The sequence below is a fragment of the Bradyrhizobium sp. CB82 genome (genome assembly GCF_029714405.1).
Lineage (GTDB): Bacteria > Pseudomonadota > Alphaproteobacteria > Rhizobiales > Xanthobacteraceae > Bradyrhizobium.
Genome location: NZ_CP121650.1, coordinates 2,145,689 through 2,172,416, shown reverse-complemented (window position 1 = coordinate 2,172,416; position 26,728 = coordinate 2,145,689). Strand labels below are relative to the sequence as shown.

The window sequence follows — 26,728 nt, the reverse complement described above, 5'->3', positions numbered from 1 at the left end:
GCCTCGGCCGGCCAACGTCCGGCAGATCGAGGCAGTTCGGATGCTGAGGAGTAGGTTACATTTCGTAGCCTTAACCGTCCTGTGCGCCCTCGCGGCCACACCGACGAGCAGCCAAGAGGACCAGGTCCGCACCGACCCACTTGACCGGGACCGACTGTCGGCGGGCTCCGGTACGGAGGGCGCGATACGCATCATCTCGACATCGGATACCGTCGAGGTGAAAGGCCTGCTTGGCGAGTGGCATCGCTTGCATCCCAATATTCGCGTCGATTACATCCATCAGAGTTCTCTGGAGATTTACGAGGACGTCGTCAAATGCCGCGAGCGCGGTCAATGCGCCGACATTGCGTGGAGTTCGGCGATGGACCTGCAGGTCAAGCTCGTGAACGACGGCTATGCGCAACCCTTCCCACCAACCGAACCTGATCGAATCCCCGATTGGGCAATCTGGAGGAAGCAGGCCTTCGGGATTACCGCCGAGCCGATCGCTCTCGTCTACAACAAGCGGCTGGTTCCGCCAGAGGACGTTCCGCGCACGCGAGCTGATCTGCTGAAGCTGTTGACCACAAAGCGCAGCACCTATCAGGGCAAGGTGGCCTCATACGATGCCGAACTGAGTGGTACCGGATTTCTCTTCTTCAGTAACGACGTGCAGATCACTCCGAACACCTGGAGCCTGATCCGAGGCCTTGGACAGGTCGGCGTTCGCCTTTACACCTTCAGTCACACGATCCTCGATCGGGTCGCGAGCGGAGAACATTTGCTGGCCTACGATATGATCGCTTCATACGCGCTGGAACGCGCGAAGGAGGACCCATCGATCGGTGTGACCCTGTTCACGGATTATACCGCGCTGATTACGCGTATCGCGATTATCCCGAAGAGCGCGCCGCATCCGGCAGAAGCCGCACTCTTCATGGACTTCCTGCTTTCCCGGAGCGGTCAGGAGAAGTTGGCGGCGCGCTCCTTTGGAACGGTGCGCTCCGATCTCCCAACGGGGATCCGCGCCACAGTAAGCGAGGACAAGCTCCGTCCTATCCGCGTCGGACCCGACCTCCTGGCGAACCTCGATCAATCCAAGCGCAAAGCCTTCTTCCGCGAATGGCGCCGCGCGCTGGATGGACGGTGACACTCCCAAAGCTTTCCTTGATCCGAGATAGGACGTGCTTTTCTAGCTGTCGACGCCATCGCTCGAGCTGAGGCGCTCGATGGCTGGCAGGTTATGAATCGTGACAGACGCGTATTTGGTCGTCGCAATTTCATCCTGCTCGAGACTCCTATGGCAAACGCATCATAGCCATAAGCACGCCCGTCAAGGGCCGAGGTTAAACCTATCCACGACCCAGGCGAGGAAATCAGAAGGAAGGATGGATTTCCAGACCGAGAAAAGCCCGTGAGGAGGACTTGCCCCGAAATCAAGGCAAGCAATCCGTCCCGGCTATCGGTGGCCGAATAGATCAACGAAAGTAACCTTCGAGACGCATCCATGAGAGCGCTTCTCCGCAATGTGAACACGTAGAGCGAGACCTAGGCGCGAACAGCGCTTTCCCGAAACCTCAATCGTCACATCGCGCTCGTTAAGAGTCAGCTGCAGGTTGAGAATAATCAATGACTTGGCGGTCGGACCTGTGGCTAATCCGGCCGGAAACGGGCATCCGTCGCACGATCGTAGTGCTTCGTTTTGCACTGCCTCTTAACCCTCATGCCGGGTGGCGCCTTTCCCCACACCCGTCGCACTTGCGATATCTTCTTCAATCTTCCGTATGATGTACGGCGCAAAGGACTGGGGCAGGTCAGTTTTGCGCGCGCCGCGCAGATCTTGGAAGCCCACAATGTCCGATATCGGCGGCGAGCAAACAATATCGCCGAAAATCGGACGAGAACGTGCCTTCGGCCGGCTAGTCGTAGAGCCCGACGAGCCTCGCCGCCCGCGCCGGCACCCGAAGCGCTGCGACAGCCACGTTTCGACCTAACCTCCAAACGTGCCATAGGGTGCGGCAAGCGAACTATAGGATGGGCTCTTGATGATATTGTGTAGATTCCTGCGGCGAGCCCCCATATTGCCGCCATCGTAGAGCGGGAAGCACATCGCATCATTCATCAATTCCGCCAGCGGGTGCATGTCGGTGTAGCTGTCGACACCGACCAGCCTCATGGCGTCATAGACGACATCGACGCAGGTTTCCGAGCAGAACACTTTTGTCATCACGGCAAGTTCGTGCTCCCTGCCTTTGGACAGGTCGAATTGCTGGCAGGCTTTCCAGGTCAGATACCGGCAGGCCTCGATCTTCATCTTCATGTCGGCCAGCATGTAGCCCACCGTGGAATATTCGATGATCGGATGCGGCCCGGAGCGGGCATCCTTCCGCGCGAACGCGACCGCATGGTCGAACGCGGCGCGCATGACCCCGACACAGGCGGCCCCGATCAGCGCCGCAGTCCACGCAAAATTGGTCGAGACGATCTCGATCCCGTCTCCCGGCTTGCCGATGATATTGCCGGCGGGAACGCGGACATTCTCGAACTTCATTCGCGGCGAGATCGTGGCCCGGTGCCCAGCCGTATCCAGGATCCCCGTCACCTTGACTCCGGGCGCGCTTCCCGGAACCATGATCACGGCGAGGGAGTCCTGTGCGCCCTTGCTCGGATCCGTCCGGCAGACCACTGCGTAGAGATGGCAATTCTTGCCGTCCCAGCCGGTGCCGTTGGTGGTGTAGTGCTTTTCACCGTTGATCACCCACTCATCGCCTTCGCGGATGGCGAAGGTCTTCACGCCGAAGCGCGGATCCGGGGCATCGAAATTCGCGCCACCCGTCACCTCGGTGAAGGCGAGTGCGCCGAGCAGGGATCCGTCCCGGATGAAATCGGGAAGCAGGCGCTGCTTCTGCTCCTCGGTCCCGAACATGATGACGGGCTTGACGCAAAGGCCGGTTCCGAGCATCGCACTGGGAACGTTGACGTCAACGACGCACAACTCTTCAGCCGCAAGCGCGAAATCGAGTGTCGAAACGTCGGTGCCGCCGACCTCCTTGGGAAACAATCCCTTCACGAAACCGGCGTCGACGCCCATCTTGTGGAACGGCCTGATGGCATAGAAGCGTTCATCGGGCTTGGCATATTTGCGGATCGTCGATCGTACGTCCTTGAGAACTTCCCTTGCGAATGCGCGTGCACCGTCTCGGAGTGCAATCTGGTCTTCGCTGAGCCTGAAATCGATACCCATAGCTGATCCTCCCGCTTGCCGATCTCATTCTGGCATCGGCAGCAGCACGCCTTCTTGGGCGGGAGTGACAAAAAAATTGGTCTGGAGTGCATTTTCGGGCGCCATTCTTCCCGGTAGGTCCATAGTCGGTGTATCTGCACCAATCCATGAAGGGCCTTATGGGGATTGATGGCCGGCCCAAATAATCGGCATCGGGCCGACATCTTTAGACTTGACCAAGGCAATCAAGGGACAGACCCTTGCCAAGGACGTTTCTGTCGCCAGTCACGGAGAGTTTCATGCCGTTCTGGACAACCCAGGACCTTCCGCACCATCAGCAATTCGGTTATTGGCGCGAGGTACTCTGCGAGGCCTTCATCACCCTCAACCCATCTCGTAAGTCGGGTGGCGGCTTCAGGGGTGATGTCACCGCCAATTTGTTGTCCGATATCAACGTGACCACCCTACTCACCGAAGAGCACCGCGTCATCAGAGGTGCAGCGGAGATCAGGAAGTCGCCGCTTGAGTACTATTTCGTCAATATGCAAATCAAAGGCGATGTTCTCGCCCAACAACGGGGGCGCGAGACTCTGATCCGACCAAACGAGTTCTACATTGTCGATTCAACCGAGCCATACGATCTTGATTATCGATCCGGCCTCGAAATCTATTCCTTCAGAATCCCAAAAAGACAACTTGAACCACTATTGAAGGACTCCCCGCAGCAGACGGCGGTACGGGTGTCCCGGGATACCCCGTTGGGCATGCTCGCCGTCGATTTCCTGCAATCGATCGTCAGGCTACCCGGCAACATCCCGACTTCGGCCAGACCTTCCGTTGCGCGCATGATGACCGAGTTGGTCGCCTTGTCGCTCGGCGGAAGCGCTGACGCGGTGGAAAGAGCTGAGGGCGCCGTTCAAAATGCGCTGCTAACGTCGATCGTTAGGTTCATCGACATGAACCTTGCCGACCCGGCCCTGTCTGTGGAAGTGGTCTGCCGCAGATTTGGAATATCGCGACGATATTTGCACCGGCTCTTTGAGTCTTGCGAAATGACGTTCGGAGAGCTGGTGCGAAGCCGTCGGCTTGAGCAGTGCGCCGCCGAATTGTCGCGCGGGTCTCGGCGGCCAATCAACCTCATCGCCCTCTCCTGGGGGTTCAGCGATATTTCTCATTTCAATCATGCGTTCCGAAAGCGCTTCGGCGTTTCCCCCCGAGAATACGCGGACTCGCCGAAGCCATAGTCCTCATGGCGGCGGCGAGCAGTTTTGACGCACGGAGGCGGTCGAGGTGACATTGACCGACGAAACTGGGCGTTCGTCTCGGCGAACGGGCACCGGGAGTTGCACGAAAAACCTTACAAGTCTTCGCCTAAGCGCTGGAAATCTCGCCGCGCTGCAGACACAACCACGCCGGTGCCCGCTCCGAAACCGACAGGCCAACTAGCGCGCGCACTCGAACAGAATCGTAGTCTGCGTACAAAAATCGGGAATATGGTAGCGGGGGAGGGACTCGAACCCCCGACCCCAGGATTATGATTCCCGTGCTCTAACGGTTTGAGTCCTTGATGAGTCCTTGCGGCGGGTCTTTTGTGCCGATCCGGCCCGAAAAGCCCGGAAAGCGCCACCCCGTCAGGCACTTGCAAGGGTGATTTTCCGCCCCCTCCCCGCCGCTCTATGCTACGATATTGCTACGGCAGGGGTCACGGAGGTGGCCATGTCACGCTCACCCAGACCAGCTGAGAAGTCGAAGCGAGTTCTGATCACCGACGAGGTGGTCACCGAAGCGCTCGCCCGTGCGGCAGGCGCCAAGGACTCGAATGAGTTCTATGACTACTGCGACACGGAGAAACGATTCCTGGTCCTGCGCCAACGCGGGCCCCGCGTCGGCTGGTTCGTCCGGGCCAACGGCCAGATGAAGCGGATCGGCAACGCCAAACGCGAGCGCGGCGACGACAGTTATCTCACTGTGAGGAAGGCGCGGGACATCGCCGGCGCGCGCTACTATGCGATGCGGTCGGGCCGCCGACCGCACACAAAGGGGTGGAGCGGGGCCGACCTCGACCGCGAATTCCAGGCCTCGCGACGCGTCAAGCGCAAGAAGGGCAAGCGCGTCAAACTGCCGGCGCCAAGCACGTTGAGCGACATCGCGGGTTGCTTCGACAAGCCCCAGTTCGCCCCCTGGCGGGCCAAGAGGCTCTCCAATCTGACCGACGTCGACCTGATCGAGCTGCTCGATGCCGTCCACCGCGAGCGAGGGCACGGCGCCTGCTGCAAGACGCTCGCCTGGGTGCGGGCCGCGCTGACCTGGGCCCGTTCCGAACGCACCATCGAGAGCGGACTCGCTGGCGTCGTGCCCTGGTGGGAGGAGATCAAGCCGCCGCAACCGACGGCCGATGAAATCGAGGAGATGGAGGAGCGCGACCGCGAGTTCAACGAGGCCAGGCAGGCGTTCAAGGTCGACGCGCTGGGCAAGCTGCTGGTGATTCACGAACGCTACTGCGCCGGTCGCAGCGGAAACCGGAAGGTCTCACCTGCGGTGCGGGCCAGCCTGTGGTGGCTGGTGTTCACGCTGAACCGGAAATACACCTGCACGCAGCTCCGGCGGAGCAAGCTGCAATATGTCGATCCTCTGAACCCGTATTCCACGGCGTCCCAACCCTGGGGCACGGCGGAATGGCCCGCCGAGGGCGTCAAGAACAAGCGGCGCTTCATGCTCCCGATTCCGCCCTTCCTGCTCCACATCGTGCGTTGTTGCGAGCGAGATTTTGAAGCGCTCATCGGCAAGAAGCGCGGCCTGCGCAGCAGGAGCGATTGGATGTTCGCCTCCTCCCGAAGAAGGAGCCGCCGCAATCACCCCCAAAATCCCGATCCCGGACTCTATCCAAGCAGCCTGAATGCGCATTTGCGCGCCATGGGCGGCAGGAAGAAGAACAGCAAAGGAGAGTACACGGAAAACTATTTGCGGGATCTGCCGCGCTTCTGGCCACACCTCGTGAGGACCGTAGGCACGGATTTCCTGAAGGAGCATCCCGACAAGGTGTCTGGAGCGGCCGTATCGGCCCTGCTCGGCCACGTCCTGCCGCACGACAGAAACGATCCGGACGACGAGATGTCGGAGGTTACGCGGGAGTTTTACCTTACGAGCCAAGAGATGCCGTTGAAGATCGAGGCGATGAAATTGTGGAGCGACGCCGTGCTGAGCGCCTATGTCGAGGCCGGCGGCACCTTGCCCATGCCGCACGAACTCGACCAGAATAGCCCGGAGAAGCTCGGCTGGCCGCTGCCGAAGCTGCCGCAGGTCGCAGGACCGCAGCAGCACCGGGGCCGCTCGCAGCCTCGCCGCGAGCACGGTTCGCGACCGGCGGCAAACCGCGGCAAACGGCAGCAACGCCAGAGGGGGCTTCGCAGCGCGTGAGCTTGGCGCGTGCCGGACCGCCGCTGTCGGAAACATCGGGCGGCCCTCCTGACCCGAGGCCAGCACTCCGCCATTCGCCGAGGGCATTGGCGTTTTGCGATGCCCGCCAACGCTTCGGTGCGCACCGCGCGCTCGTAAACGATGCCGCCATCCAGCTCGTCCGCACGCTTAACCGAGCCGCAGCGGCTGCTTTTGTTCACTGCGGAACGGAAAAGGACTAGGACGCGTACAAACGGTGACGAACGGTCAAGAGGCACTCACGCCACGATCTGCCCAGCGACCGCATCGTAGATTTTGACTTGCAGCATGGGAAATCGCCGCTTCAGATCCCGCGCCGCGATCTCCACCCCATCTCTCGTCGCGAACTCAGTCTTCACAAGGCCATCGATCATGATTGCGTAACCGCTGGTGGGCAGATTTCGGCTCGGCTTTGACATCTTCGGTTCACGTACGAAATTGCTGACTGAGTTCCTCACTTAGAGTGGGTCTCCCGCTGCGGACAAGCACAGCATCGATGTTCCGCAAATTTTCGATGTCCGTTTCAACGATCAAAAAAAATCAAAATCGTCCGCCGCAAGGATTCGTTCGACTTCCTCAAGTCGAACCATTCATCGAGAAACGCTATATTCCCAAAGATTTCGCCGATCTTCATTTGACCTAGTGAAAAGCGACTGTTGCACGTCGGGCCGAGCTGGGTTGATGTCTCGGAGACCTGTGGCCGTCCGTCTACTCTGTTATAGAGGTCGGGGGGACGAGCGAAATGCTCGCTCGGAAATGTGGCGCCGTCTCGCCTAACATGTCAAACTGCGGCCTTCCAAACCAAGGACTCCGGGAGTGAGCGCTTGGCGACATCTGAATCCTTCCTTGAGGCTCAATTGCAGCTGCGGGCAACGCTGGCCCGCAGGGTCAAGGAGCGGCGGCAGTTATCGAACTTGAGCCAGCGGGATCTGGCCGAACGAGCCGGGGTCCGCCAGGCACTGGTCAGCCAGATCGAGCTCAGCGAGGCCAACGTAACGCTGGACTCCCTTGTCAGAATTGCAATCGCGCTGGACGTTGATCTTGCCGGCTTGTTTGCGGCGAACAGCGGCGATCCGCGGGTCGGATCCGGGCATTCCTGAGCCACCGCCCATTTGGCGCGGAATTTGGGCTATCCGGATTGTCGTGTTGGAGGGCTCACGAGCCTGAGCCTTTTGCCCGTGTAGAGTTTCCGCGGAGAATCCACGCCTCTTCGGCATCGTCTCCAGCGATCTCATCGAGATCCCTAACAATCTCGTGCATTCTCTCCACATCTCTCAGCTGCATTTGGAGCAGCTCGTTTATGTAAGTCTCGACGTGTTTTCCTTCGCGCGATGCCGCAGTGGCCGCGCGCGCGTACAGGTCGGCGTCGATTTGAACCGGCTTTGGCATAGCTTGATCCTCGATCACACAAAGCGGGAGAAGGCGGCTGCACCAACTTAGAGAATACCACGCGATAATCCGAGCTGCACGATCGCTGGATCACCACGATCTCAACACGATCATCAGGATAGTCGAAATTTAGCTGGTCGATCAGTCAGATCGTCGACACTTTATAGCGTGTCATCGTATGCGCCAGTGGAACCGGGAGGAAAGACCGTTTTCGGAATCGTGTTGGATTGGCTAGACCCAGATCAGTCAAACCTCGGATTATCGTGTTGAAGCTTGGGGATTGGAACGGACTGTCGGCCGAACGCGGGCGGCGTCTATGAGAACGAGGACGGTTGCTACTGGAGTGGTGTGCGCGAGTGGCGCCGCCACACGCTACGGCCCCTGCCACCACGCCGCAGGGATCCGTCGGCGTCGCCCAACATTGCGGTTCGCACGATTTTCCGCTGTGGTGGCTGACCGCCATATCTTTGGCGCAATTTTGTGACACGCTTTAACGTGTCATCGACCAAACCTCCGAGTTGGCCTCTTGACATTTGGGTCCTACAGCATGCGACCCGGCAGAACAGCACTGTTGTTGAACTGACGCACTCACAAGTTCGCCTCGCATTCAGCACATCGAAAGCGCTCGTCCTGGGCAACCAGACCGCGCTCGTACTCGGCTTCGCTTGTCCGGCGCGGTCCGCCGAAATCAATTCACCTATGGAAGGAAGGCGCTCATGTTCATCGATCATCACCGTCTGGAACGTCGCCATCTACGCCCGCAACGCGTTCAGGACATCGTGTCATGCATGGCAACAACCCCCTTCGTAAGGCAGCAGCGACCACCTTCAACGGTCCGAAATGCAAGGTCGCCATTCCCGTTGAAAGCCTCCTGCTCCGTGACGCGCTCCAGGAGGCGAGCCTTGATGCGCAGGTACGCGCGCTTCAGTATCGGAAGGCTCCGAACCCATATGGTACGCCGCCCACGCTGATGAGCGTGGTGCTGCAAAGGATTGACGGAGATTTCCTGCTCGCCGTCTGCGAAAGGCGACCGCGGAGATCCGCAGCCGACTACCAGCGACTCAGCGAGGTGCTGACGTCGGAAGGGCTGCGCCTTCTGGAACGCGATGCCGAGGACATCCGACGCGAGCCGATCTACTCCAACGTGCGAGAAGTCTGGTCCAACGCGCGCTTCCACGTATCTATCAGGGATCGACTGAAGATCGCAGCGGCGCTCGCCGAAGACGGCCCGCAAACGATACTTGAAATCGAGGAGCGCGCCCGCCCGTGCTGCGACATCTTCGCCGCCGTGTGTGCGTTGGCGTGCGAAGGGCTGGTGGAAATCGAGATCCACGACGGCCCCTTAGGGCCGCGCAGCGTGGTGCGTGAGCGTTAGAGAGACACCTCGACGGCTGCACGAAAGAGCCGGGTCCGCACTGCGATCACCGGATCGATGTCGTTCGCCGGCTCGTCGACAGGCACAACTCTTTTCGTCACGAGACACTTCGATGGTCAATTCCAACGATTGGCGGGCCAAGCTGGTTGACGCTTATCCCGATAACTTCCACCCGGTCGGCGATCCGCCCTTGGCGCAGGGCTGGCCCGAGGTCGGCAACGGCTGGCGCGACCTCCTGGAGCGGTGCTGCGGCCGGATCCGGACGGCGGTCCAGGCCGAGGGCGGGGCGTTTTCAAGCCACGCAAATCAAGGAAAAGTTCGGCACGTTGCGATTCTATTGGCATGGCGCCCTGTCTCCGGACGCCGACGCCAAGGTCGAGGAAGCCATCGACCTGGCGGAAGCCCGCAGCGCCTGCTCCTGCGAGGTCTGCGGCGAGCCCGGCCGGCTGTACGGCCCAGGCTGGCTGACGACGCGCTGCACCGCGCACGCCGAGGGGCGCCGCCCCGAAGAGATCCGCCGGCTTCGAGAACGTCCTCATCGAGAAACGGTACGTTGGCGCCGGCGCGTGGTGCGCTGCCGTCGCTACGATCGCGAGAACGACGTCTTTATCGACGTCGACCCCGCCTCGCTTGGAATCGAGGAGGAGTGAGATGGCGGGCTTCTTCAAGGACTGGCAGATCGAGCTCATCGAGGCGCACCGCGGCCTATTCTGTCCACCGGCTGGGAATCCCGGGGCTGCACTCGGGTATCCTCGCTGCGAGGGCGGCTGGCGCGATCTGATTCAGCGCTTGTGCGTCAGGCTCGAGGCGGCGCTCGGAGACGACGAGCGGATCCACCTCTATCGAATCAGGGAAGCAGTCGGCCGCCTAAGAGTATCCTGGCGCGGCCAGGTGATGCCCGCGACCATATGCAGAATTCACGAGGCTATCGCACTCGCTGAAGCACGCAGCGCATGCACTTGCGAGCTCTGTGGGGAACTGGGGCGGCTCTATCTTGTCGATGGCGTCTGCATGACGCGCTGTGTCGCTCACGCCAGAGGCATGCCGGTCGCGGAAGAGCGCGAGGATAAGAAGATGCACATCATTCGCATGCTGAGGCGCGATGGTTCTGGCTATGAGTCCCGTCGTTACGACCGTGAGAACGACCGCTTCGTCGACCCGGCGCAAGATGAGGAGGAGTGAGATGACGCAGATCGCTCAGGACTGGCGGATCGAATTCATGGGGGCTCACCCTAGGCTATTCGACTTCATGCAGGACGAGCCAAAGGATACTTTCGGCTATCCGCTGTGCAGCGAAGGCTGGCGGGACGTGCTGGAGCGGCTGTGCGGCCGCATTGAAGAGGCCCTTCGGGAGAACGAGACCTTCGAGTTTGTCCGCATCAAGCAAAAGTTCGGGATCCTGCGTGTCGGCTGGGAAGGCAGGGTCTCGGAGGAGACCAGGGCCCGCATCGAAGAGGCCCTCGCACTCGCTCAGGCACGCAGCAGCTGCACGTGCGAGCTCTGCGGCGCGGAAGGCGCTAAGCATCACGCTTACGACAACTTGTTGGTCCGTTGCGAGAAGCACGCCGAGGGCCGGCCGATATTGGCAACCGGCGCCAATGAGCGCCTCCACATTGTACGTGTGGTCGGACCGACCGAGCCGCCCGTTTGCATACTGCGCCGCTACGACCGCGTCACCGACAGCTTCATTGGGCCGCCGGAGGACCGGTAGCAAGAGGATAGATAAGGAGTAGCAATGGCACGCTTTCGGTGCCGCACCTGCCAGTGGTCTACGCCCCGGATCGCTACGCATCTGCGACTCGATCGATGTGCAGTTCATCACTCGCGAGATGAGGTACCTAAGGGCGATCCATAGCGCAACATTGCGGATCTCTAGTCAGAGAACGGTAACAAGAGCTCCTCGCCGTCGAAGAAAGCGGCGGACCAGTACGGTCAGATTTCACTGCCGCCTCTTGGGGGAAACAACACCACTTTCGTGTACGAGCACCGCGGGCTGGAGGACTGACGTGCGTCTGCGGGTCTAGTCGATCGGCAAGCCAAGCTGTGACCGACGGTGGCCGGCACCGCCGCGGACAATAGGTATCGCAATTGGCCGGATTGGATTCGTCTCAAATGTATTTGAACGGAGCGAAGCCATGAAGCAGTACAGACCAGGTCGGCGCGACCTTCTCGCGCGGGCTTACCTTGACATGCTGGCTGCCAAAGCTGGCACCAACAGCGGACCGCTGCTGCGCAGCGGCGACGCGGACGACCCGATCGAGCACCTGATCAACGATTTGGCCACCGCACCTGAATCCGTCGGCCGGACCTCCATTCGAGCCGATCTGGCAGCTGCTGCGGTGCTCGTGGCGCGCGCGATTGAGCCGGTCGAGGGATTGACTCGCGAACTGCGGCGAGGTTGCCCGGTGGTCTCACTTGCAACTTACGGCGCCGAAGTGGTTTCCCTGGTTCGCCAAGTGCTAAAAACCTGCGCGTTCGGCGCCGAGGCCCAGGTACTCGACGAGCGAACCTTCAATCACGGACCGATCCGTCCGGTATTGCTGCTGGCAAGGGACGGCACCTCCAACGAGCACAAGGCGGAGCGTGGGAACGACACGATTGCACAGGCCTTACACGCCCGAGCTCCGGTATTCGGCCTGGCGCCCGATCCGCGCCGCCACTCGCCGCGCGACTTGCTTCGCGCAGCCGAGCACCATCTCGCGCTGAGTCAGCTCGACGGCGCCGGCGTCGCGCTGGTGATCGAAGCGGTGACCGGGAGATCCCCAAGCACGGCGCTGGACGACCAGCTCGTTCGAGCCGTCGACATCTCCGACCTTGTACTTTCGGTCCGCTCCGACCGCACAGCCGACGAGTGCGTCGAACGACTGCAACGGATCGTCGCAACGAAATCGTTCTTCGATCACCGGGGCCCCGCCCTGGATGAGCTCGCCGGCTACGGCGCAGCCCGGGAATGGGGCCTCAATCTCGTGAACGACCTTCGCGAATACCGCTCCGGGGCGCTGCCGTGGGAATGTATCGAAAAAGGGTTGCTTCTGGTCGGTCCGCCGGGTATCGGGAAAACGCAATTCGCCCGGGCGGTGGCGAAGTCGGCAAATGTACCCCTCGTGTCAACCTCCGTCGCTGACTGGAATGCCTCCCCTTACTTGTCTGGCACGTTGGCCGCGATCAAGGAGTCGTTCTCGCGGGCGCGCCAGCTCGCCCCCTGCATTTTGTTCATCGACGAACTGGACGGAATATCCGACCGCGCGACGCTGACAAGCGAGTACAAGGAATATTGGACGCAGATCGTCAATCTTCTTTTGGAGCTGCTTGCCGGTATCGAAGATCGGCCGGGCGTCGTGGTAATCGGCGCAACCAATCACCCCGAGCACATCGACGCGGCGGTGAAGCGCGCCGGTCGGCTTGATCGTACGATCGAGATCGACCTGCCCGATTCCGAGACGCTCGCGGCCATCTTCCGCTTTCATATCGGTCATGACGTGCTGCGGGGCGTGGACCTGATGCCTGCAGCGCTTGCTGCCGCTGGCAAGACCGGCGCCGACGTCGAGGCGTGGGTACGCCGCGCGAAGTCGCAGGCTCGCCGCGCCGAGCGGGACCTTGAGCTCGACGATCTGCTGCAAGAGGTCCGGTGCGGCCGCGAAGGAATGCCCAAGTCGTTGCGGCGAACGTGTGCGGTTCATGAGGCGGGGCATGTCGTCGTGGGCGTTGCCCTGGCGGTGTTCGAACCGCGCGCGCTGACCATCCTGGATCACGGTGGCGCAACTCGCGTCGAGCTCTCCAGGGCCAATTCGCAAACACTGGACGGGATCGAGAACTACATCACGGCCCTCCTAAGCGGTCGCGGCGCTGAGGAGATCATCCTTGGTGATTCTTGGGCGACCGCCGGATCCGGAATCGGAGAGGACAGCGACTTCGCCCGGGCAACCGAAGCTGCAATCGATCTCGAACTTCGTTTCGGCTTCGGCGCTCTCGGCGTGGCGCACTTTTCGGATCGCGCCACCGAGATGCTACTCCACGATGCTTCGGTGGTAGAGCTGATCAAGCAGCGCCTGGACCGATGCCTGGCCCGCGCCCGTGAATTGATCTCCGAGAACCGGACAGTCGTGGAGGCGGTGGCGCGGCGATTGGAAGAGACGGGATATCTGGATCGCACCGCGATCGACAACCTTCTCAAGACTCATCCCGTGCGCAGGAGGGCCCGCCGAGAGAATAGAGAGCCGGAAAGCTCCGCCTAGCCGGACGGGCGCCAGTTCACGTGCGCCGCCTGGACACAGGGGTTGTCTCGGCCCCCGAGCATCGCACTACAAGGACGCGCGCCAGCGCCGGGATCACTGTTGCATTGTGTATTACTAGCTCTGAGGTGAAAAACGATGAGATTGCTGGACGCCCATGTGCTCGATGGCGAACTGCTTCTGGTCCTGCACGGAAGTCCCGCGGCGATGTTCAGCGCCAAGGCGGGGATTGCCCACCTCCTTGGCTGCGGGGTTCATCTCGTCGCAGCGGGAATGATGCACAGGATACGCAACATCGAAAGGAGATCAGGCGAATCAAACATCGCGTTCCTCGCACGAGTCGCGATTATTGACACCATCGCAGGCCACACCTCGGCGGAGGCACCTGTAGTCGTGCGCCGGCCCGATGTCATGGGCGGCGCTCCCGTTTTCGCGGCACGCGAGTGCCGCCCGGCGCCGTGTTCTCCAACCTGGCCGAGAAGTCGGCAACTGAGATCGTTCGCATCGACTACCCCTCGCTATCGCGCGACCTCGTCAGCTCCGCTCTGCGGCAGGCCTGCCGCTTGCTGGAGCGCGAAGCACCGTGGGTGGACCGATGATGCGGGATTGCTTGGACTGAACGAGCGCAAGGGAGCCCGGTGCGGCACGAATGTGGCGCGGCCGCGTACGATCGGGAGCCTGATAGCTCGCCGGCAAGACAGAATTCGTTCCAATGATCAGAAACGAGGCCCAAGTCGGAGGGCATGATGAGATTCTCCAGGCGAGGCATCCTTCTCGGCACCTTGGCGACGGTGCTCACCTCGGTGTGGTCCCGCATCATCGGCGTGTGGCGGCTGCCGGCGCCGGCACCATCTGAGCGGCCAACCTGGCCTAGCGACGTCGTTGGCAAGCTCTACCGTGATGCGCACCGTCGGCTGATTGACCCAGACGCATTCGAAGCCGCCTTCGATCGAGCGATCGAGGTTCTCCACGCCAGCAATGCCGGCAAGATTAAGCGCGAGGAAGCGACCACGCGCATGCTCGCGATTCACGCGGAAGCGCTCCGGCATCCTCCTCCGCAGCACGAAATCGCCGCGCTTGGAGCGGACGAGGTCGGTGTTCATGAAGCGATGCAACTGTTGCGCCGCGCGATAGCCGGAGAGAGTCATATCGAGCTAGAGTACCCATGGGCAGAGGTCTTCCACTGCTATGGCCAATTTGTGATCGAGGGTTGGAAACTGACAGCTTTCAAGCGCAATTACGGCATCAAGTATCTCGACGCGGCGCTATCGCCGGACGGACGCATGGGGACGTACGCATCGTGGCAGGCCCGGGAGGGCAATCCCGTGCACCTGCTTTCTGACGAAGAACAGGACCGCCTGGACGAACTGATCGAAGGTGTCGATGCGTGAGGATTTTTGATCCGTCACCGCGCTCGCTGATGGCAGACCCTTGAGCCTCGGATCGTTTTTGGCCGCGCGACACCCCGCATGCGGTGAGACGGCGTGAATGACGGAGCACGGTTTTATGATCGAAAAAATGCAGGACGGGCGCGCGGACGGCGGCCGCGCCGAACCAGATGCATTGAGCTCCCGCCCCCGCGCGCTTACGGACGCAAGCTCAAGCCGCGACCGGACACTTCGATCGAAGAGACTGTGTCGACGCGAGACTTCTCCGATCGTGGACGGATCGAAATTGAGTGTGTGGCTCGATGCAATCCATTAGGCATCCGCGCATGAAGTCGCGTGCAGCATGCGGCCAAGCAGGTATTTCTTCGGGAGCCGAAATGACTGATGTTGATCCGGAATGCCACGACACATTGGCCCGTCGCGATCGCTATCAGCGCTACATCGCGAGCAGCGCCTGGCGCAACAATCCGGCGCGCCTGGCGGAGCTCAAAGCCTCCGGCATGCGTTGCCGCATCTGCAACGCAAGCGCGCAAGAGGCGGAACTGCAGGTGCACCACCGCACCTACGAGCGCTTCCAACACGAGCTTGCGGAGGATTTAACGACGCTCTGCGCCGATTGTCATTTCGACTTCACGCTGATTCTGCGCGGACGGCAGTACGGATCGCGCATTCCTAGGCGCGCGAACGTCCCGCGCCTGCTCGTCGATCAACCCGAAATCTCGGATCCGTTTCATGGAGAGGCCAATGGTGAGCGACTTCGTTTCGTTGCGCTTGATCGGCGTCCGACCGCTTTTGATGCATGCCGGCCGCTTGTGCGACCCGCTGGATCCGATCTCGCTCGAGCTCGCGAGGATTACGGGAAAGCGGCTGAAAACCGCCTCTGACCATCGCGAGATCGCGCGCATCGAATGGTTCGGCGGCCTTTGGCTCGCGAACGGGGCGCCGTGCATTCCCGCGGAAGCGATCGAAGCCGCCTTCATCGCGGGCGCGAAGATGCAGCGTCGGGGCAAACAGGCAGCAGCGGGTATCGAGGTCGACGGCCCGGCTCGGCTGTTCTACGACGGCCCGCAGGACATAGACGAATTGTGGAAGCAGGAACGCTTCCGGCTGCGCGTCCCGGTACGCGTCGGCACGGCGCGCACGATGCGGACGCGCCCGCGGTTCGACACCTGGAACGTCGATTTCCGAGCGTCCTTTCTGCCGAGCCTGCTCAGCCCGCCGTTGATCGCGGACATTTTTGCGGCCAGCGGCTTTGCGCGTGGACTTGGCGACTGGCGCCCCAAGTTCGGAAGATTTCGCGTCGAGTGTCTCGACTGACCGTTCGTGGTGGGGTGTGGCCCGGCCTGGCATGGCACGGTCCGGTGTGGCAGGGGGAGAGCCGGCGCAGGCCGGCTGCTCCGGCCGCGGGTGGCTGAAGGAGTCGTGAATCCGGCACTCTCGACGGTACAACCTGAAGGTGGGATCGAGTATTGGAAGCGAGCCCACCCCGTTGATCACAGAACGTGTTTTGGTACGTCGCCGGCGCGTCCGCGCCACTCCAAAACTCAATCCTTGCTCGGTGGACCGGGGACTAAAGGATTCGACCGGCTTCTTGGCGAGTCCACATGGAAAGGATTCCTGCTCGCAGAAGATGAGCTCGAGGGATGAAGAGCGATCCGCTGCCGGCAAGGATTACGCGCAGGCCGGATCAGTCGCAATGAAAGTTGAATGGACTGCTGAGGCTAGCGAAGGCGCCGGCTGTACCGGAGCCATAGCGTCCCATTGGCGCAAGCAATCTCAAGATTGCCGCGGAGTGCTGTTCGCACGGCGTCGTCACGATTCACGAAGAAGATGAGACGGCGCACCGGCAGTGCTGGAGATGATGCGATGCGAGAAAGCCGCGTTGACTCGTCAGCGCGAGATGCGGGATGAAGCAAGACGCGTGTGAGCGAACGACACGCATCCCTGTCTTCGGGAGCTGATCGATGTCCTACGTTATGCGATCGAGGCCGGATGGGATCCGTCCCCCAGAAGATTACCCGATTCATTGCGTTGCATTTGCTTGGTGTCGGCTCCTTGCTCATTCCATTGCGGCCGTTTTTCCTCAACCCGGGAACACGCGACCGCCGCCAGCGCCGCAGCCAAACGTACACGGCCCCTGATCATAAGCAAATCGTGCGGATAAGACCCTCAACGTTGCGTCGCTCAAGGCATGGGCCGTGGCGCTAGCGAGCTTGTGCGCTCACCAAAGATCACGACCCTTGGGAAACAATCAGGTCAACAGCAAAGCCCACGTGGAGGAATTTCGAATGCGCAGATCAGCTTGCCAAGGTGGTGATAAGACGAAAGCGCACCAGGAAAATATCGCGAAGATAAAGAAGTATCTCGCCACCATCCAGAGCGACGGCCGAGGGCTCCCCGCCGATCCTTCCCGCCCTCGTCAAATCTCCTACCCAATGGTGGCCCAAGAATCGGGCGTCAAGCTTCCATCGCTGAACCGCAACCACTCCAGATGCCGCAATCTGATCAAAGCTGCAGCCAACGGAGGTCTTCAAATCAGCGTCCGTCTCAAGCCAAGAGACCGACCGGATTATACCTTAGAGGAGGCGATCAACATTGCCGTCGCCTGTGTCCGGGACGAATGCGAGTCGAATCGGGTCGTACGCCGGCAAAAATGCAAAATGATTGACACGCTTCTGCGTTCGATAGCGCGGAGATGCCCCAACGGCTTGCATGAGGGCAGCATCACAGCGATTTCCGCGGCACTTGGCCGGCGCAGCTACGGCAAAAAAGAACGCGCGCTATTGGCGCACATTTCGGACATCCTGCTGCGAGCAACACGCGGCGAGCTGCAACTGCAGACATTTCATGGACGATTGAAGCTGGAATCCGCATTGGTTGGGTTGTCTCTGACAGCGGTATCCAAATTCACGAACGTCCGCTCTCAAACTGTAGTACATTGGGGGGCGGGAGTTAAAGTTCCGACGGAACGTTTCGTCGGAGAAATCGCAAAAATTGAAAAGGCCCTCGGGGTTCGCGACAACTATCTTTCAGAGGTGCGTCGGTCCAATCGGAGTGGACGATCGAATGTAAAACGGCATCATTTGCCCGCAGAAGTCCGGGCGATGCCGCTCGAGCAGCAGAAGCAATTCAGACGCCTAATCGACAAAAAGCTGGACGTCGCAGCGCTCGGCGAGAGCGAACGACAAAAGCTGATGGCTGATACGCTCCGCATCTACCATGAGGATCGCGACACTGACGACTTCAGACGCGCGAAGCTGCGCGCCCCCGACATGCAGTATGGGCTCGACACCCTCCCCGCCCATGTACAACAGGAATTCGACGATCTCGTTGAGAAGCGCACCGTTGTCATGGTTCGGGACAACGTGCCATCACGCCTGAAAGGATGGGACGAGGACTCCAAGCACATCTACTATCAGCGATTTTGCCTGTTCTTGGGATGGCTGCACTATCACCTGGGAGTAGCTTTGGAAAACCTATCGATCGCCTATCTGGCATTTGACCAAGTGCTCCACGAATACGACGTCTTCTTGATCGACCGAAAGGAATGCGTCGGCATGGAGCGGCGATGGGCGCAATCGAACCGGGACTGGTATATCTTTGCGGCAAGCCTCACCCGCGGTCCGATAGTGGATAAACGGCCCAAAGAACTCGCTAATTCCAATCCGAAAGCTGGTTGGCTTCGTCCCCGCCGGGACCTGCTTTCGAAAATCCAACCAATTGATTTGCCGCGCAACGTCGATCAACTCGCGTGCGGACGGGGCGAAAGAGACGATGTCAGGCCAATCTTGACCATGAAGGAGATCGACGAGGCATCTCGGAATTGGAGCAAACGGTTGGACGATACGACAGACGAGTACCATTGCCTAATAGCCGAGACGGAGGGGGAAACGACACAACCTGACAGCATCGGCCGCGTCCTGCCAATACTTCGTCTTTCAAAACCGCTGATGGCAATCGAATACGGTGCCCTGCAACTCCGCAACAAGATCGCGGGACTAAAGGTTGGCGCATACCACTGGTGCACGGCCATTCGCGAGTCGGTGATGCTAAAAATCCATGCTCAGGTTCCCCTGCGCCGCCAGACATTCTGCGCGCTCACCTACCATCGGGAACGCCGAGAAATGGTGCTCCAAGAGGAGGGATGCTGGTGGCTGCAGATACCGGCCGAAGTGTTCAAGAACGAGAAGAGCAAAGCGTTTCAGGATCTGGTGATCAACGGCTTCTATACCGTACGCCTCGAAGACCAATGGGGCCTGTATGAGGATCTCAACACCTACGTGACTGTTGCTCGCGACCGAATTTTGTCGGGCGTGGAAAGCCCCGCGTTCTATGTGACACGTGAAAATGATGGTCACGTCACGCCGGGCACCTTCGCAGGTCGGTTCCGCGATCTCACCCGTGACCACATTGCAGAAAATCGTGGCCGCCGCACCGGATTGCCAGGGATAAAGCCGTTTGGGTCGCAGGCGATGCGCCATATAATCGCCAGCGCCGTGTTCAAAGCGACAGGTAGTTTAGCTGCAGCCGCAGTCGCTATCCACGACAGCGAGCAAATCACCAAAAGGCACTATCAAAAGTATTTCCTGAATTCCAAAGCGCGAGGCAAAATCGTTGAAGACACCATGCGTACCGAAGCCTTTGAATGGTCGAAAGAAGCTGTTCTTCCCTACATCAGCAGCCCCTCCTTAGCACCGCTGTCGCAACCTCTTCTCGAAGAGTTGCTCTCAGACGCCCCGTCCGGTCAACTCAAGTCTCAAAGGCCTCGCAATCGCCCGCCGGGAACACCCCGCGCACGGAGCTGAACCAGCAGCAGGGGAGCGCCCGCTTGGCGCTCCCCTGCTGCTGGCCGACGCGTCAGGCGCCAGTCAAATGCGTCACGCGCAATGGTCATCCACCCCGCGGCTGGCATATGGGTTGGCGCTGGTTGTGCGGCATTGCAGTTGGGCCTTCCTCGAACAGACGCTGCATCCAACGCCTTCGTCGGGCGAACGCTCCAAGCCTCGTTTCAAAGCAATTCCGTTCCTCGTCATTTTAGACGAGGTGGGGTACTATACTGTCCAAGGGTTGGCCGTAATGGCCGCGCAAGCAAGAAGTCTCGGATTTAGCCTCGTATTCGCCACTCAAGATATCCCGGCTATGCTTCGCAACGACGACAAAGAAGCGAAGTCGATGATTGCCAACACCACCACCAAAATCTTCATGCGGGTGGAGGAAACCGAGATGACGGCGAAGCTCGCGGTCGACTCCGCCGGCAAGGGCAGCTTCGCCCGGGTCGCCGGCTACGCCGCCAAGTCCGGCGAGTTCTCGACCCCCTATCTCGACAACATGGAAGCCCGCTTCGAGGAGCAGGAACGGGTGACAGTCCGGAACTTACGGGCGCTCGGCGTCGGCGAAGCCTACGTCACCTGGCGGGACTCGGTGTTCAAGGTGAAGACCTTCCACGCCCATCCGGAGGGCGAGTACGGCAAGACGTTGAAGCAGCTCGAGCTGCGCGCCAACCACTTTTTGGCCTTCACCAAGCCCACCAAGGAGGAGGTCAAGAAAACCGGCGTGCTGGTCGAGGTCGCCGAGCGGCTGGCGGACTCCCGCTTTGCCCAGATCATCGAGGGCCGGGCCAAGGACGAGCGCGCCGCGATCGTCAAGCTGGCGGGCGAGAAGAAGGACCCGACGAGCCTGCGCAACGAGATCTCGGCGGGCTCGGTGGCCTTTCTGCGCGCCGCCTATCGTGACGGGAAGAGGGCGAGCTCGACCGACCTGATCACCGCCGGCGCCGCCTCGATCGCCGCGATCATGCAGGCGATGCAGAAGCAGGGCGACAAGTTCGCCCGCGACGTCCGCGCCATGGAAGGGCTGCCGGACCATCTGGCGCGTTCGGGGCGGGCCCGCGCACCCTCGCAGATGCCCGGCCTGGTCGATCCGACCTCGCTCGCGCCCGTGGCCCCGGCGCGGCCGCCGCGGCCCACCCAGCCCGTCTCTCCGTTGGCGGACGCCGCCCGCCGCGGCGAGGTCGGGCGCACCGCGCTGCCGCCATCCCTGGAGGCGCTGCGCGCCAAGGCGCCGGTCGCCCCGCCGCGCGACGCCTTCATGGAGGAAGAGTTCGATGACGTGCCGCCGGAGGGCGATGACGAGGACGAGCAGAACCAGACCGCCAGCCTGGCTGCGGCGCTGGACCAGCTCGGCTCGCCGGAAGCCCGCCGCGAGGCCGCCGCCTCGCCGGCGCCCTCGCGCATGAAGGAGGTCGAGCACGGGGTCAGCGTCGACAACGTCGCCTACGAGATGGCCAAGAAGATGCAGAGCAACGAGACCACCCTGCACTTCCTGGCCGCGCTCGACTTCGACGGCGAGCCCGGCGAGGAGGCGGTCGACGCGGCGCTGGACGAGGCCGCCAACGGCGCCGCCGAGGCGCTTGCCCCGGAGACCAGGCCGGCCGCCCCCGTCACCGCGGCCGATTTGGAGCGCGCCGACGTCGCCTCGGCCCGCGCCGCGCAATGGGTCGAGCGCGGCGAAAGGGAGAAACCGAAGGCGCCGGCGGCCGACCAGGACGAGCTGCAGAAGCACGTCGAGGCCGGCGATGTCACCGCGATGACCCAGTCGTTCCTGGCTGAGCTGCTAGAAGATTGAACATGAGACGGCTGCCGCCGGTATTTTCGATCTCGGAGAACGCCGCCAACACTTAGCGCGTGGCTCGAGCGATGGTCTCCTAGCCCCCTCCTTGCCAGGATTTCTGTCCGCGCCTCCGGGAGCAGCACGAACTCGGAACGACCTGCGCCGTTCCTTTGCGGGCCGGCGCACGCACTTGTGATCGATTTTTACCGCAATGCAAGGAAGCGGAACTGATAGTTCCGATCGGCGTGCCTGCCGGATCGGGGACAAGCAGGTCAGCGCATTTTCGCACGACGGCTCTCCCTTCAATGCGGCTTTTGCGCACCTCACAGCAGTTCGGATAGGCAAGGCGTTCACGCCAGCAATTGGTCAAATCGCGGCCGCGCGTCGTCGCCAACCACGCGCGCCCCCGCGCGCCGGATCCTGCGCGAATCCTTGGCCGTATCGGCATCGGGGGCTTCGCCATCCCGCCCAGGTCAAAGCCCCCAAAAACAAGGATTCGCAGGCGGATCGGCGGGGTGCCGATCTCGCGGCCGATCCGCCGACAGGCGCGCCGAGCAGGGACTAACCTCGGCGCCGCAAATTTTCCGCAGGAAAGGATTCGACGGTCGGCCCTAGAGGCGCTTCGCCGTCGCGCGAAACGTGCCGTTCTACCAAGGCGCGAACGGCCGGGAAATCGCGAGGTCCGAGCGGAGCGTTAGTAGATCAAGGATTCAGCAGGAACGATCTTGTCACAACAGCGGACGGCGAAGGCATCCACATCAACAACCGATTGGCCGGGACAAAGCCGGAGCGTCTCCACTAGCGCGATTTCGCCGCCGGCGCTGCAGCGAACAGCGCTGCGACATCCACGCCGAGCGCGAACGCGATCTTGTCCAGCGATTCCAATGTCGGGTTCGCGGTCGCGAGCTCGAGAGCGCTGATCAGCCCCTGACGCAAACCGGTCTCGTCGGCGAGATCGTACTGGGACCACGATCGCTCCAGACGAAGTCGTCGAAGATTGCGTGCAAGGAACCGCCTGGTATGTGCCGGATTACGCCGCCTCATCCGGCAGGATGATGCATTGTCTCGGCCCGAACAAAACACGCTTTAACGTGTTAAACACCTTAAAACGTGTCCTGATCACAAGAAGCGGCAGCCGACGGCCGGTTCGCGAACACCCTCGGGCCCACCCTAGAATACTAGGCCCCGCACGAGCAGAGTCCCAATGACGGCCGAAAGAATCGACGCACTAAATACGGCGATCCTAGCCGGAAAGTCGGTGGCGCTTGGAAACGCCTCCCCGGAGCGACAGTCGATATGGCAAAACCAGCATTCTTGTGACCTTCAACCGCGCGACTTTTGCGGGCGCTTCATAGTCAGAAGTTTCGTCACATCATGCAGATCATCTGCCGATGCGACGGCAATCGTTAGCCATTTTCCGTCGATGTATGTTTTCGCGTCATCGTAGAGTTTGATCAATTGCGGGTGCCAAACATAGCGCCGCTCCTCAAACTTTTCTCGCTCTGCTCTACCCATGACCACTACAGCTGAAACTCGTCGGAATTCCGGCACCAGATGGCAGAACGCCTTGGTCTTCTTGTAACGCAGGGACCAACCGCGGTTCTTTCCACCGTAGAGCCAATCCGGCGCGAAAACTTCTGGGTAGGATTCATCGATCCAGGTCCGCAGCTTGGCCCAGTATTCGAAGCCATCTGCTCCGATCCATTCGCGAACGGTGCTTTCATCGGGCGATGCTGATTTGTCGGTGATCCTGTCGCCGATTTGCGGAAGCGTACTAATCATCGGAAGACCTCATGTTTGATATTCCCGCGGGGGGCCGTAGGTTAAACGGGCGCTTGTCAAGGCTTGCCATGGACCTTCAGAATGCCGCCGGTGCGACTTTGTCCGGAGCACGGAGAGCATTGCGATACAGTCTGGCGATCCTCGCGAGCACGGCTGATCAAGCAGCTACGTCTCGAAGCTCTCGCACGACTGTCAAGTCGATAGCGTCAATTACCTTCTCGCTCGCTAGCGTAGCTTGGCCCTCTTCGATAAACGCGGTGGCCTGCAGCGGAAGGAATTGCAGCGTCTTTAACCCAATAGAGTTCAGTGCCAGCGTCAGATAGGGCGTGAGAAAATCGGGTTGATTTCCTCGCTGCCCGGTAAAGACGCCGCCGGAAGCGACGCCGATGAAGACCGGACGATCCGGAATCATTCCCACCTTCCCGGCGGGCGTTGACTCCATCGTGCGGCCCACGCGTAGGACCTGATCGATCCACGCTTTGAGAACCGAAGGGATAGTGAAGTTGTGCATCGGCGTTCCAATGACAATCACATCGGCCGCCTCGACTTCCCGAATGAGCGTTTCGGCAAGGTCCAAAGCGCCCTTTAGCGGTGCCGCCAGTGTGGCCGGCGATGACAGCGTATCCGCGTAGTCAGCCGTGGCGTGAGGCAGAGGATCAGCTCCAAGATCACGCCTCCTGATGCTCGCATCAGGCGCAACCTGAAGAAGCTTTTTGACGATCGCCGCCGAAAGCTCACGGCTATGCGATTTCGGGCGAGGACTGCTGTCAATATGGAGGATATTCATGCGAGGGATCCAAATGGCTAGGAAGGTCTTGCATCAACCGCCTCCATAGCTTCTTGGAGGCGGTTGATACCACTGGCAGGCTCAGATCGAGCCGGCCGGTGCGACTGCGGGGAAGTCCTTGTCGGGATTGAACACGTTGTTGAAGAAGTTCGTCAGCGAGTACATGGCCACAAGCGCGACGATCTCCATGATGTTCGCGTCCGTGTAGCCCGCATCGCGGACGGCCTGCAGATCGGCGTCTGTGACGTGGCCACGGGCCTCGATGATCTTGCGTGCAAGCTGGACGGCGGCATCCCGCTTTGGATCCCTGGCATGACCCTTTCGGGCGAGAACAATGTCTTCGGCCGGCAGCTTGGCCATATGCTCCGCCGTGAAGCTGTGCACCGACAGGCAGTAGTTGCAGCCGTTCACCTCGGAGACGGCAAGGCCGATGCTGTCGCGGGTCTTGACGTCCAGCACCTTGCTCAAGGAGCCCAGCAGAGCGGCCCATGCGTTGAACGCGATCGGGCTTTGCGCGAAAGTCGCCATCATGTTTGGCGTGAACCCGATGTTCTTGGTGAACGCATCGAGTATCGGTTTCGATTCAGCCGGCACCTGTTCGGGCTTCAGAGCGGTGGCTCTGGTCATGATATTTTTTCCTTGAATGATTGATTTCAGAGTTGGTTATGCGAAGTGCAGCACGTCGGCCACGGGCAGACGCGGCTTCTGCGGCCAGTTGCCGGCCCGCTCCGGCCCGACGGTCAACAGCATGACCGGAATTTCGTGTTCGGCCAGGCCGAACTCTTTGTGCACGGCTTCCGAATCGAAACCGATCATCGGTGTCGACCCCAGGCCTAGCGAGCGGGCCGCATAGATGATAGCTGCGGCGCCGAAGCTCGCGGAGCGCACGGCCTCGTCGCGCTGGCGCTGCGGATGATTGTCGTACAAGCCGCGGGCAGGCCCCTCCCATTCCGGCACCAGATGTGCCGGCATGATCCCAGCTTCCACGACCGGAGCCAGGCGCTCAGGGACCGTGCTGGCATCGGCCAATTGGCCGACGATGATGAAGGTCACGGCTGCTTCGGTGATTGCGGGCTGATTCCACGCAATCGGAAGCAGCCGTGCCTTTGCTTCGGGTGAGCGCACGGCGATGAAGCGCCAGTTCTGCAGATGGAAGGATGTCGGCGCTGACGTACCGATCCGCACGAGTTCGCGGATCTGATCGTCGCTGAGGACGGCCGTCGCGTCGTAATACTTCGCAGCACTGCGGCTCAGAATGGTTTCGATTACGGCGTTTGCCAGCGGCCGCCCAAGCGAACGGCAGGGCTCCGGATCGGCAGCGGCAACAGTTGTAGCGGCTTGGTTCATTGGGTTGCTCCGTTTATCAAGTGACGGAGCCCAATTTACCGTTGGGCATGATCGTTTCGAGCCTCTATTGGCTCAAATTGGTGCTCAAAAGGATCATTCTGGCGACGGTTCGGACTCATCCCCGTTGTGCGCCAGTCGGCGCCATTCCCCCGGTGTCATCCCCATCCTCTCCGCAAACACACGCCGGAAGGCCGAAACCGATTGATACCCGACCATCTCAGCCACAGCTTCCGTGCTGATCCTTGGCTTCTTGAGCTCGTTGGCCGCCATGCTCATGCGAAGATCGGTCAACAGGTCGAGGGCGGAGCGGCCTAACTTGTCCTGAAATTGGCGCATGAATGTTGCGCGTGACATGCCGCATAGATCGGCGAGGTCGGGAAGCTTCCAGGGTCGCGCCGGATCAGCGAACATCGCAGCAATGGCGGCTGCCAATCTCGGATTTCCAGCAAGGGCCAATAAGCCTTCGGTGGATTTGCCGGCTTCGCTCGCGGCGCGGAGAACGAGAGTGAACAAGACCGAAGAAAGGGCGTTCAGAATGGCGCGTCCTCCCGCTCTATCCTCAACGGACTCCATTCGCATTAGGCTGACCAGTCCGGAAAGTTGGCTCGATGCCGACGCGATGTCCTCTTCCTCGTGGTTTTTCAGAGCCCGCACGACCAGATTTGCTGGCAGGTAATTGCGAACTAATCGATCATGGGGTGGCACGACGAAAAATCGTCCGCACAGCAGATCTAGTTGCTCACCCCGTCCATTGTTCTCGCTCAACATCCATCCTGCGGAGCCCCTGCTTTCGTGCGTGTTGATTGGCGTTTTTCCGCTGCCGTCGTGCAGCACATGCGCCGAACCGTGAGGGAGCAGCACGATATCCCCGCTCCCAAGCTCCTGCACCGTTCTCGATTCAGGGTCCTCGAAAATCGCCCGGCCCTTGACTATGACATGGTAGGGGATCTCGTTCGCCGCCGCCCTAGGCCAGATAACACGCCATGGCGCGCCGTAGGCGCAGCGGACCTCAAGCTGGCCGGTAACGGTGATGATTTGCAGGAGATGACTCAACCAGTCGACTTGAGACATAAGACCTCGAGAACCTGAATTGCCACGCAGCATATCGTATTGCGCCGAGCGCGCTTCTGATTACTACGGCCCGGAGATCAGCTCGTATTTCCCACGATATGTGTTCCTGAT

General features: G+C 60.8%; 23 protein-coding genes. 14 read left to right on the top strand and 9 right to left on the bottom strand.

The genetic code is table 11. The features are described 5' to 3' along the window. Nucleotides 1–40: 40 nt before the first annotated feature. Nucleotides 41–1,129, top strand: a complete 1,089-nt coding sequence (locus QA640_RS10540; RefSeq protein WP_283040589.1) for an ABC transporter substrate-binding protein — start codon at nucleotides 41–43, stop codon at nucleotides 1,127–1,129. Between the two features lie 840 nt (nucleotides 1,130–1,969). On the opposite strand, the gene QA640_RS10535 is transcribed toward QA640_RS10540, so the two are convergent. Further along, nucleotides 1,970–3,223 carry an acyl-CoA dehydrogenase family protein gene (locus QA640_RS10535; RefSeq protein WP_283040588.1) on the bottom strand — a complete coding sequence of 418 codons (1,254 nt, stop codon included), beginning with the start codon at nucleotides 3,221–3,223 and terminating at the stop codon, nucleotides 1,970–1,972. Between the two features lie 278 nt (nucleotides 3,224–3,501). On the opposite strand from QA640_RS10535, the gene QA640_RS10530 reads away from it, so the two are divergent. Next, nucleotides 3,502–4,446 carry a helix-turn-helix domain-containing protein gene (locus QA640_RS10530; protein WP_283040587.1) on the top strand — a complete coding sequence of 315 codons (945 nt, stop codon included), beginning with the start codon at nucleotides 3,502–3,504 and terminating at the stop codon, nucleotides 4,444–4,446. Nucleotides 4,447–4,918: 472 nt separating this feature from the next. Then, a complete protein-coding gene (locus tag QA640_RS10525) occupies nucleotides 4,919–6,619 on the top strand; it encodes a hypothetical protein (RefSeq protein ID WP_283040586.1) in 1,701 nt (566 codons plus the stop codon). Nucleotides 6,620–6,876: 257 nt separating this feature from the next. Here QA640_RS10525 and QA640_RS10520 read toward each other — a convergent pair whose 3' ends face one another. Next, entirely contained in the window at nucleotides 6,877–7,056 is a 180-nt protein-coding gene (locus QA640_RS10520) for a hypothetical protein (protein WP_158670673.1), read from the bottom strand. A gap of 438 nt (nucleotides 7,057–7,494) precedes the next feature. Between QA640_RS10520 and QA640_RS10515 the strand changes: the two genes are divergently transcribed. Then, on the top strand, nucleotides 7,495–7,737 hold the full coding sequence (locus tag QA640_RS10515; protein ID WP_158670679.1) for a helix-turn-helix transcriptional regulator: 243 nt from the start codon (nucleotides 7,495–7,497) through the stop codon (nucleotides 7,735–7,737). A 55-nt stretch (nucleotides 7,738–7,792) separates the two neighbouring features. Here the strand turns inward: QA640_RS10515 and QA640_RS10510 are convergent, their stop codons facing one another. Beyond that, nucleotides 7,793–8,026, bottom strand: coding sequence for a hypothetical protein (locus QA640_RS10510; protein ID WP_141937296.1), 234 nt, complete (start codon nucleotides 8,024–8,026; stop codon nucleotides 7,793–7,795). Nucleotides 8,027–8,810: 784 nt separating this feature from the next. Between QA640_RS10510 and QA640_RS10505 the strand changes: the two genes are divergently transcribed. The 10 genes from QA640_RS10505 to QA640_RS10460 all read left to right on the top strand — a co-directional run bounded on the left by QA640_RS10505 (nucleotide 8,811) and on the right by QA640_RS10460 (nucleotide 21,645). Continuing rightward, on the top strand, nucleotides 8,811–9,401 hold the full coding sequence (locus QA640_RS10505; protein WP_283040585.1) for a hypothetical protein: 591 nt from the start codon (nucleotides 8,811–8,813) through the stop codon (nucleotides 9,399–9,401). 326 nt (nucleotides 9,402–9,727) lie between these two features. Continuing rightward, the gene (locus QA640_RS10500; RefSeq protein ID WP_283040584.1) at nucleotides 9,728–10,051 is read left to right on the top strand and encodes a hypothetical protein; all 324 of its coding nucleotides are present in this window, start codon (nucleotides 9,728–9,730) and stop codon (nucleotides 10,049–10,051) included. 1 nt (nucleotide 10,052) lies between these two features. Then, nucleotides 10,053–10,583, top strand: a complete 531-nt coding sequence (locus QA640_RS10495; protein ID WP_283040583.1) for a hypothetical protein — start codon at nucleotides 10,053–10,055, stop codon at nucleotides 10,581–10,583. 1 nt (nucleotide 10,584) lies between these two features. Beyond that, nucleotides 10,585–11,112 carry a hypothetical protein gene (locus QA640_RS10490; protein WP_283040582.1) on the top strand — a complete coding sequence of 176 codons (528 nt, stop codon included), beginning with the start codon at nucleotides 10,585–10,587 and terminating at the stop codon, nucleotides 11,110–11,112. 424 nt (nucleotides 11,113–11,536) lie between these two features. Then, the gene (locus QA640_RS10485) at nucleotides 11,537–13,636 is read left to right on the top strand and encodes an AAA family ATPase (protein ID WP_283040581.1); all 2,100 of its coding nucleotides are present in this window, start codon (nucleotides 11,537–11,539) and stop codon (nucleotides 13,634–13,636) included. A 779-nt stretch (nucleotides 13,637–14,415) separates the two neighbouring features. Beyond that, the gene (locus QA640_RS10480) at nucleotides 14,416–15,024 is read left to right on the top strand and encodes a hypothetical protein (protein ID WP_283040580.1); all 609 of its coding nucleotides are present in this window, start codon (nucleotides 14,416–14,418) and stop codon (nucleotides 15,022–15,024) included. A gap of 323 nt (nucleotides 15,025–15,347) precedes the next feature. Then, nucleotides 15,348–15,905: a hypothetical protein gene (locus QA640_RS10475; protein ID WP_283040579.1), complete on the top strand. Its 558-nt coding sequence runs from the start codon at nucleotides 15,348–15,350 to the stop codon at nucleotides 15,903–15,905. Beyond that, nucleotides 15,832–16,338 carry a hypothetical protein gene (locus QA640_RS10470; RefSeq protein ID WP_158670665.1) on the top strand — a complete coding sequence of 169 codons (507 nt, stop codon included), beginning with the start codon at nucleotides 15,832–15,834 and terminating at the stop codon, nucleotides 16,336–16,338. The genes QA640_RS10475 and QA640_RS10470 overlap by 74 nt, the downstream gene beginning before the upstream one ends. A 971-nt stretch (nucleotides 16,339–17,309) precedes the next feature. Beyond that, entirely contained in the window at nucleotides 17,310–19,826 is a 2,517-nt protein-coding gene (locus QA640_RS10465; protein WP_283040578.1) for a hypothetical protein, read from the top strand. 67 nt (nucleotides 19,827–19,893) lie between these two features. After that, nucleotides 19,894–21,645, top strand: coding sequence for a type IV secretory system conjugative DNA transfer family protein (locus tag QA640_RS10460; RefSeq protein ID WP_349253707.1), 1,752 nt, complete (start codon nucleotides 19,894–19,896; stop codon nucleotides 21,643–21,645). Between the two features lie 783 nt (nucleotides 21,646–22,428). Here the strand turns inward: QA640_RS10460 and QA640_RS10455 are convergent. From QA640_RS10455 to QA640_RS10430, 6 genes are all read right to left on the bottom strand, one after another. Then, complete coding sequence (locus QA640_RS10455) at nucleotides 22,429–22,674, bottom strand: helix-turn-helix transcriptional regulator (protein ID WP_158670661.1); 246 nt, start codon at nucleotides 22,672–22,674, stop codon at nucleotides 22,429–22,431. 279 nt (nucleotides 22,675–22,953) lie between these two features. Continuing rightward, nucleotides 22,954–23,412, bottom strand: a complete 459-nt coding sequence (locus QA640_RS10450) for a DUF3788 domain-containing protein (protein WP_283040576.1) — start codon at nucleotides 23,410–23,412, stop codon at nucleotides 22,954–22,956. Nucleotides 23,413–23,569: 157 nt separating this feature from the next. Then, nucleotides 23,570–24,199: an NAD(P)H-dependent oxidoreductase gene (locus QA640_RS10445; RefSeq protein WP_283040575.1), complete on the bottom strand. Its 630-nt coding sequence runs from the start codon at nucleotides 24,197–24,199 to the stop codon at nucleotides 23,570–23,572. A gap of 81 nt (nucleotides 24,200–24,280) precedes the next feature. Next, nucleotides 24,281–24,826, bottom strand: coding sequence for a carboxymuconolactone decarboxylase family protein (locus QA640_RS10440; protein ID WP_283040574.1), 546 nt, complete (start codon nucleotides 24,824–24,826; stop codon nucleotides 24,281–24,283). A gap of 36 nt (nucleotides 24,827–24,862) precedes the next feature. Beyond that, nucleotides 24,863–25,480: a nitroreductase family protein gene (locus QA640_RS10435; protein WP_283042762.1), complete on the bottom strand. Its 618-nt coding sequence runs from the start codon at nucleotides 25,478–25,480 to the stop codon at nucleotides 24,863–24,865. A 159-nt stretch (nucleotides 25,481–25,639) separates the two neighbouring features. Beyond that, nucleotides 25,640–26,617 (bottom strand): AraC family transcriptional regulator, encoded by a 978-nt coding sequence (locus tag QA640_RS10430; protein WP_283040573.1) that lies wholly within the window; start codon nucleotides 26,615–26,617, stop codon nucleotides 25,640–25,642. Between the last annotated feature and the right edge of the window lie 111 nt (nucleotides 26,618–26,728).

Bases quoted from the DNA above. Each gene is read 5' to 3' on its own strand.
- QA640_RS10530 (WP_283040587.1), top strand. From the start codon at position 3,502: ATGCCGTTCTGGACAACCCAGGACCTTCCGCACCATCAGCAATTCGGT.
- QA640_RS10485 (WP_283040581.1), top strand. From the start codon at position 11,537: ATGAAGCAGTACAGACCAGGTCGGCGCGACCTTCTCGCGCGGGCTTAC.
- QA640_RS10465 (WP_283040578.1), top strand. From the start codon at position 17,310: ATGCGCAGATCAGCTTGCCAAGGTGGTGATAAGACGAAAGCGCACCAG.
- QA640_RS10510 (WP_141937296.1), bottom strand. From the start codon at position 8,026: ATGCCAAAGCCGGTTCAAATCGACGCCGACCTGTACGCGCGCGCGGCC.
- QA640_RS10535 (WP_283040588.1), bottom strand. From the start codon at position 3,223: ATGGGTATCGATTTCAGGCTCAGCGAAGACCAGATTGCACTCCGAGAC.
- QA640_RS10450 (WP_283040576.1), bottom strand. From the start codon at position 23,412: ATGATTAGTACGCTTCCGCAAATCGGCGACAGGATCACCGACAAATCA.
- QA640_RS10455 (WP_158670661.1), bottom strand. From the start codon at position 22,674: ATGAGGCGGCGTAATCCGGCACATACCAGGCGGTTCCTTGCACGCAAT.
- QA640_RS10520 (WP_158670673.1), bottom strand. From the start codon at position 7,056: ATGTCAAAGCCGAGCCGAAATCTGCCCACCAGCGGTTACGCAATCATG.
- QA640_RS10490 (WP_283040582.1), top strand. From the start codon at position 10,585: ATGACGCAGATCGCTCAGGACTGGCGGATCGAATTCATGGGGGCTCAC.
- QA640_RS10475 (WP_283040579.1), top strand. From the start codon at position 15,348: ATGAAGTCGCGTGCAGCATGCGGCCAAGCAGGTATTTCTTCGGGAGCC.
- QA640_RS10495 (WP_283040583.1), top strand. From the start codon at position 10,053: ATGGCGGGCTTCTTCAAGGACTGGCAGATCGAGCTCATCGAGGCGCAC.
- QA640_RS10540 (WP_283040589.1), top strand. From the start codon at position 41: ATGCTGAGGAGTAGGTTACATTTCGTAGCCTTAACCGTCCTGTGCGCC.
- QA640_RS10460 (WP_349253707.1), top strand. From the start codon at position 19,894: ATGCGTCACGCGCAATGGTCATCCACCCCGCGGCTGGCATATGGGTTG.
- QA640_RS10505 (WP_283040585.1), top strand. From the start codon at position 8,811: ATGCATGGCAACAACCCCCTTCGTAAGGCAGCAGCGACCACCTTCAAC.
- QA640_RS10525 (WP_283040586.1), top strand. From the start codon at position 4,919: ATGTCACGCTCACCCAGACCAGCTGAGAAGTCGAAGCGAGTTCTGATC.
- QA640_RS10445 (WP_283040575.1), bottom strand. From the start codon at position 24,199: ATGAATATCCTCCATATTGACAGCAGTCCTCGCCCGAAATCGCATAGC.
- QA640_RS10430 (WP_283040573.1), bottom strand. From the start codon at position 26,617: ATGTCTCAAGTCGACTGGTTGAGTCATCTCCTGCAAATCATCACCGTT.
- QA640_RS10440 (WP_283040574.1), bottom strand. From the start codon at position 24,826: ATGACCAGAGCCACCGCTCTGAAGCCCGAACAGGTGCCGGCTGAATCG.